The organism is Hallella mizrahii (assembly GCF_009695775.1).
GTDB lineage: Bacteria > Bacteroidota > Bacteroidia > Bacteroidales > Bacteroidaceae > Prevotella > Prevotella mizrahii.
Genome location: NZ_VUNG01000026.1, coordinates 48550 through 55847 on the forward strand (window position 1 = coordinate 48550; position 7298 = coordinate 55847).

General features: G+C 49.0%; 3 protein-coding genes. 2 read left to right on the forward strand and 1 reads right to left on the reverse strand.

The genetic code is table 11. The features are described from left to right. Nucleotides 1-130: 130 nt before the first annotated feature. Nucleotides 131-2650, reverse strand: coding sequence for a beta-L-arabinofuranosidase domain-containing protein (locus FYJ73_RS10270; protein ID WP_154534625.1), 2520 nt, complete (start codon nt 2648-2650; stop codon nt 131-133). 1801 nt (nt 2651-4451) lie between these two features. On the opposite strand from FYJ73_RS10270, the gene FYJ73_RS10275 reads away from it, so the two are divergent. Further along, a complete protein-coding gene (locus FYJ73_RS10275; RefSeq protein WP_235899318.1) occupies nt 4452-6755 on the forward strand; it encodes a glycoside hydrolase family 3 C-terminal domain-containing protein in 2304 nt (767 codons plus the stop codon). Nucleotides 6756-6799: 44 nt separating this feature from the next. Further along, on the forward strand, nt 6800-7189 hold the full coding sequence (locus FYJ73_RS10280; protein ID WP_154534627.1) for an alpha/beta fold hydrolase: 390 nt from the start codon (nt 6800-6802) through the stop codon (nt 7187-7189). The last annotated feature ends 109 nt before the right edge of the window (nt 7190-7298 follow it).

Genomic DNA, 7298 nt, shown 5'->3' on the forward strand with positions numbered 1-7298 from the left:
GGATTGTCTTCCACAAAATTACAAAAAAGATCCTTTTCTGCTGTTCACTTATCATGCAATCAATCGTGCATCAGAGAGAAATATCAAAAAATGCCTTCTGATTCACGATTTGTTCCCTTCTGAATCTTAGCTATTTATTTGTTCTGACCAGTCTCAGACCATACCAGCCAGGGTTTGGTGTGGTGCCGTCGGCAGACAGTCTGACGACGAACTTGGCGGTAGCCTTTCCTTGTTTGTTACGAAGGAGGCTGGCGGGCAGAGGATATTCGACATCGAAGAAGCCATTGGTCTCGCCTTCAGTTTTTTCCGGAATGACGATGTTGGCAATCGTCACACCGTTGACGGTCAGCGTGGTCTGACGACCCTTGTCGGCTGTAGTGAAGCGACAGCGGATGGCAAGGCTGTCAGTGTTTTCAGGTGCGTTGAAGAGCGTGTACTGCACGTGTCCGCCTCTCTGGGCATCGCGATAGGTCTCGTCACGGAACGATCCGGCATGCGAGTCGGTGGAATAGTTGTATTCGTGTCCCGCCTCGTTTTGCTGTTCACCCGGAGAGACAAAGTCGATGGTGCGCTTGGCGAGAGCTTCTGCTTTGCGCTCTGTCTCTGCCATGTCGCTATGGGCATAGCCCTCGGGAGTCTGCTGATACCAGTAGCACATATAGCGGGCGTGGTGGATCGTAGCAAACGGCTGCAACATGAGACGGGTCCAGTGATAGCCCGTCACGCCCGGACGGCTCACATCCAGTGGAAAGCAAAGAGTGGACGGCTTTCCTTTGCCTACACGAGAGAGCACCTCACTGCGGTTGCCGATGAGCAGAGGCGCCGTGGTGAGCGGCAGACTCTTGCCCACAGCACCGGGTGCGTGGTCCATACGTCCTTCCCCGGCATATTCGTTTTTCAATTTTTCGTAGCTCAATCCTGTTGCGTCAGCGTCAGCCTTGTCGCAGGCTGTAGTCTTGGCGGCAAGCAAGACGGGACCATACTCAAAGGCGACATAGTCCGGGAGGTTGGGACAGGTTACCACACGCATCTGCATGGGCAGATCTACTTCCACCTTGTCGCCGGCTTTCCACTGTCGGTGTAGCTTGACGTAGGAAGCCTGCCCGACGGTTGTCTTGAGCGTTTGCGGCTCGCCATTGACGGTGATACGGAAGTCAGTAGTGGTCCACCAAGGATGTCGGATGGCCAGAGTGAATTTGCCGTCGCGGTTGATCGTCAGCGTGGTCTGCTGGCTATAAGGATAAGAAGTCGTCTGTGTCAAGTCGAAGCGGCGGTCGGAGAGATGACTTGGCGTGAAGAGATTGACGTAGAGCACAGAGTCGGCATCGTGGGTGTAGACAAACTGCCCGTACTTACTATGGTTTTCCATGCCCGTACCGACGCAGCACCACATGCCTTTGTTTACTTGGGAATAGATGCGGTATCCTTGTGGGCGCAGCGTGGTGAAATAGACATATCCGCCCGTCTTCGGGTCTTGCGTGGAGAGGATATGGTTGAGAGTGGTATATTCGTAGAAGTCGGCGTAGCGGGCGTCGTGGGTGCGGTCGGCGAGTATTTCCGAGAGTTTCAGCATGTTGTTGGAGTTGCAGCTCTCAGGCCCGTCGGCTCTGTCAATATAGCGGTTGCTGTTGGCTTTTGAGAGGAAGTGCTCTTCGACGCTGTTGCCGCCGATACATGTCGTGCGGTAATTTGCTACGTCGTCCCAGAAGTTTTGGGCTGCCTTGGCATAGCGCTTGTCGGCGGGACTCATCTCTGCAATGCGCTCGAAACCGATGTATTTCGGTACCTGCGTGTTGGCGTGCCGGTTGTCGAGAAACGTAGTGTTGAGCGTCTGCATACCGTCGACCATCTTTTGGTGTGAGAACGCCTTGGCAGCTTCGAGGTATTTTTTGTTGCCGAAGATCGTGTAGGCATCGGCGAGGACTTCATTCATACCTCCCTGCTCGGTGTTGAGTATGCTCTGCATCTGTTCGGTGCTGAGATGTCTGATGAGTGCTACGGTCCAGTCGGCCATCTTGCGGTACATCTCTTTGGCGGTCTTGTTGCCAGTGTAGAGATAGGCATCGCGCAGCCCTGCCATCACCTTATGCTCGCAGTAGAACGGCACCCATCCGCGAACGGGGTCGAAAGCTTTGGCGTTGCCCTGATAGAGTTCTCGCCACACCTCGTTGATCGGTTGCCCGCCGAGAAAGCCTTTCATACCCGTCTTGTCGTGTTGGTAGACGTCCTGACAGTCTTTTAGGACACTGAGCATATAGTCGAGTCGGGACTTGAGCAAGGCGCGTGTCTGCTTGTCCTGACAAGCAGCGTAGGCCATGGCGAGGGCAGAGAGATAGTGCCCGCCTACGTGTCCTGAGAGGTCAAAGCCGTTGCCGCCCCAGTTTTTGAAGTTGGGATGAAGTTGCAACCAATTGGTATAGCGTCCGGTGGTGAGCCCGGCTTGTCGGACGAACGGCGTGAGCAGCCGGTCGGCATCGTAGTCGAGGAGTACCCGGATGTTGAGATCCATGGCCTGTTTCATGGGACTGTCGAGCAACGTGACCTGGCTAAGATTGAAATGATGGGGATAGATTAGCTCCTGCGCCAAGCCTTTTGTAGATGTCGTCATCAGCATGGAGGCAGTAAGAGCGAACAGCAAATTGTGTTTCATGATTTGTCTTTAGTATTTTGTTTTTAGTCATGTGCAAAGATAAGTGTTTGGCTCCATATATGCAAGAATCTCTTGTTTTTTATGTTTCTGTAACATTGACAATCTCGGTTGCTGGGCTCATACAGTTAGAAAATGACGGTACTCTTATGTGTTGCAGCTTGTATAAGTATTATTAAAAACTTTACAAAATCATGTCACGATTGTTGGATGAAATAGAGCGAAACCCGAAGCTAAAATCGGCGAAAACCACAGTGAAAACCTCAAAAAACGGCTCTGTCTGTGAGAAAACAGTGCGTTGATCGGGTTAAAACGGTGGAATGACACGCACAAAACGGTGAGATGATGCGGTCATCTCGGTTGTTTGATCGAAAATTCTCTAGAGAATTTTTCGTCAAAGTACCTTTTTGACATAAAGGTAAAAATCACTAAAATCGTATGTTGTTGATTTTTAGGCGTTTGTGGAAAACGCTGAAAATCGCGAAAATCAGACGAGAGACCAGTTTGCTGGCGAGAATCGTCTTCTCGTGGCCGGTTTTTTGTCAGAATATCGAACAATAAACACCAACCGAGGGAATGACGCTCTATGAGTATGTAGAAGAAGTACCTTCATGGAGATTATTATTCACACGAATATCCACGAATTATCCACGATTTTCTCATAAATATAATAATTGATGAATAATTCGTGGTCAATTCTTGATCATTCAATGTCTTAATAGTCTTAATAGGGCAGAGTTAATGTTCATGAATAATGCAGGTTAACCAATTACAGATCTGTAACCAGAGAAAATTGCGAATATCCGGGCCGCGGGAAATAGCCAGTGCGCTTTAATTGCCCTTTGTATTTTGTTATTGGGTATTTAAAAAGTAAAGCTTAAAAGCCAAATATGATAATATCTGTAAATGATTAACCTAAAAAGATTAAAAAAGGATTGTTTATACAGCATTAATATTGCAATTTATAAATATTAATCCTATATTTGCAAAAAAATAAGTCGAATTTTATGAAATGTCTAAAAAGTTTTTTGAGGCCATTACACCTACCGGTTGAGGGTAAACGTGTGTCAATCATGTTTATTATGCTAAGTATGATGTCTGCTATTGTTGTGTTTGTAGCTTATTCTACAAAATCTTTCTTAATGGCGTTTTTGGTATGTGTTTTATTATCAATTATTGAAGTCATTATATATTGTTTACTTAATAATTAAAAAGAAGTTAGAAATGAAACGTTTAAAGAATCTTTCCCTGGTAATGCTGTTTTGCTTATCTACTGTTGTCGTCCAAAATTAGCCTATCTCAAATGATCCTGCTTTCTTTGGATGGGTTGGAACTTATGCTAAAAATAAGAAAAGGCAATATATGTTAGTGGCAGCTAATATTGCTTGTGATGGTTGTTGGACATTGGCAATTGCTGGTTCTGGAGTGTCAGCTGGAGCTTCATTTCTTGTAGGTGCGGGTTTGACAGCTTGAAGTTATCCGAAAGGACGTTGTGTAATACCTTCTTAATATGTTCTCGGTTTTTGTTCAAAATACAAAGATAAACACTATCTTTGTGGATGGCAAGGCCACATACTGATTTCATAAGCCTAAATTTTAGAGGTTTGAGCATTAATAATTTCTATTAATCAGCATACAGAAGGGTGGGCTATTAATTTTCTCGTTTTAACCGGCTTATAATTCTATAATTTTATCTATCTTTGCAACAACGTTCAGCCTAAAGGAGATTTCTCCAAGTGATGTAGACCTTCATATTACTATGTTTATGAGAAAAACCATTCTCTTCTTAATGACTCTATTTGCTATGACAAGTTGCAAGCATCAATTGACCGTAGACCAACAGGTGGATGCTCTCTATGAGAAGATGTCTCAGAAGGAGCGCATCGCACAGCTGCGCAGTACCTATATGGATGAGCTCTTCGATGCGGAGGGACATCTTGACACCAACAAGTGCCGCAAGCTGATTCCCGACGGCATTGGCCATTTCTCGCAATATGCCAGCCAGGCTCCGTTGGATCCCAATGTACTGCGTGACCGCGTTGCCGCCGTCCAGGACTGGTTGATGCACCACACGCCACATGGCATTCCCGCACTTTTTCATGAGGAAGTGCTTTCGGGAATCAATACCAAGGGCGCCACGATCTATCCCCAACAGATTGGGCAAGCCTGTTCGTTCAATCCTGAGCTTGCAGAAAAGAAAACTCTGCAGACCGGTATCGCGCTGCGCAAGATGGGCGGTGTGCTCTCCCTTTCCCCTATGGTCGACGTATGCCGTACACCGAGTTTCAACCGATTGGAAGAGTCCTATGGTGAGGACGGCTACCTTTCGGCCGTTATGGGTACAGCCTTTGTGCGTGGACTACAGCATGGCGGACTGGACAAAGGTGTCGGTGCCTGCTCGAAACACTACCTTGGTTACGGTGGTGGAGGCGACGCCGAGGAGAAAGAGCTGATGGAAGAGATACTCCTGCCTCATGAGACGATGATACGCCTGGCAGGCAGCAAAGCCCTCATGCCCGGCTATCATGCTGTCCATGGTACCAACTGCGTGGCCAATCACGAGATACTCACCGACATACTGCGGGGCTATCTCGGCTTCGACGGCATGGTGGTGAGCGACTATACAGCCATCGACCAGATACCTGGACTCGATACCCCTACAGAGAAAGCAGCGGCGGCCATCAATGCCGGCAATGATGTAGACTTCCCTTATGGTGCCAACTACCAACATCTGCAGGAAGGACTCGATCGGGGACTTGTCAAACCACAGGCTTTCGAACGAGCCGTGAAAGACGTGCTGAGGTATAAAGCGCGGGCAGGACTGCTCTCAAGTACACCTTATTTATATAGTAACGAGAAAATAGTGCTCGACAGTCCCGAAGAGCGACAGACGGCATACGACATTGCCGCACAATCTGTGGTGTTGCTGAAAAACGACGGCGTGCTTCCGCTAATCGGCAAGCAGCGGGTCTTTGTCACCGGACCTAACGCCAACAGCATGTGGGCAATGTGTGGCGATTACTCTTTCCCCTCGATGACCTATTTCTGGAAGATGAATGATAAAGATCTCGACCATCCCCACGTGATAGGTCTGTGGGAAGGTATGCAGCAACGGCATCCAGAAGGCATCGTGCTGTCGTATTCCCGCGGCTGTGACTGGACGGAGGAGATAGAAACCAAGCTCAGCCATGGCGGCGACGAGCGGGCTTGGGACTATAAAATGTTGCATCGCAAGGTAGATGCCGGTGAGAAAGCCGACAGTGCCGAGGCTCTGCGCATGGCTCGCTCGGCCGACGTCATCATCGCGGCTATGGGCGAGAATGTGATGCTCAGTGGCGAGAACCGCGACCGTCGAGGATTGAGCCTGCCGGGAAAGCAGGAACAGTATGTGGAGCAGTTGCTGGCGACGGGGAAGCCAGTGATACTCGTGCTCTTTGGAGGCCGCGCGCAGGTCATCTCGCGGCTGGCTGACCGTTGCGCCGCCATCTTGCAGGCATGGTATCCCGGAGAGGAAGGCGGACATGCTGTGGCTGACATCCTCTATGGCAAGATTTCTCCGTCGGCGAAACTCTCGGTCAGCTATCCTAAGGAGGAGCTCAGCGTGCCGATCTGTTACAACCGTTCCACAGTGCAGGACAGTAGAGTGGAGTGGCCTTTCGGCTACGGGCAGAGCTATACCAGCTTCGCTTACAGCAGTTTGGAAATGGATGACCATGTGAAGACCGACGACGAGAGCTTCACGCTACGTTTCCGTGTGACCAACACAGGGAAGCGTGACGGTGACGAGATCGCCCAACTCTATCTGTCTCCGGTAGACAGCAACCTGCCTGTTCGCCCGATACAGCTACAGGGCTTTGCAAGAGTGTCACTGAAAGCGGGTGAGACCAAAACCGTGACGATAAAGGTATATACCGAGCAACTCGGCTACTACAGTCATCAGAAACAGAGACAATGGAATATAGCCCCCGGCAACTTCATGCTCAAAGTGGGTGCGTCGTCGCAGGACATCCGTTTGCAGCATCCTCTGAAACTCATCGGCAACCCGGTTGTCAAACCGTTGAGGAATCACTATTTCTCTGAAACACATGTTCAGGGAGAGAAAGCGTAGAGACAGGCAAAGTTACATGTGATCAATAATAACAAATAGGTAAAATGAAGATTGAGACAGGTTACATGCCCTTCAAGGGCTTTAAGACTTTCTATCGTGTCGTAGGAGAGAAGACAGATCGCGCGCCTCTGGTGCTTTTGCATGGCGGACCGGGTTCCACACATAACTATTTCGAGGTGTTGGATCCTTTGGCTGAGCTGACCCATCGACAGATTGTCTTCTATGATCAGATCGGTTGTGGCGAAAGCTATGTCGAGGGACATCCCGAACTGTGGACACTCGGCACATGGATGGAGGAGCTCTCGTGCTTGCTGGATACTCTCCACATCACCGACTTTCATCTCCTTGGTCAGTCGTGGGGCGGTATGTTGGCGATTGCCTATGCCATTGAGAAGAAACCGCAAGGGCTGCGTTCGTCCTGTTTTCCACGTTAATAGCCGTTAACGGCCGTAAATCATTAAAAATCAATAAAGTGACACTTTGTATTTGGATTTTTGGGTGGCGCAAGCTATCTTTGCATCATGTTCGTACACAAGAAACGCC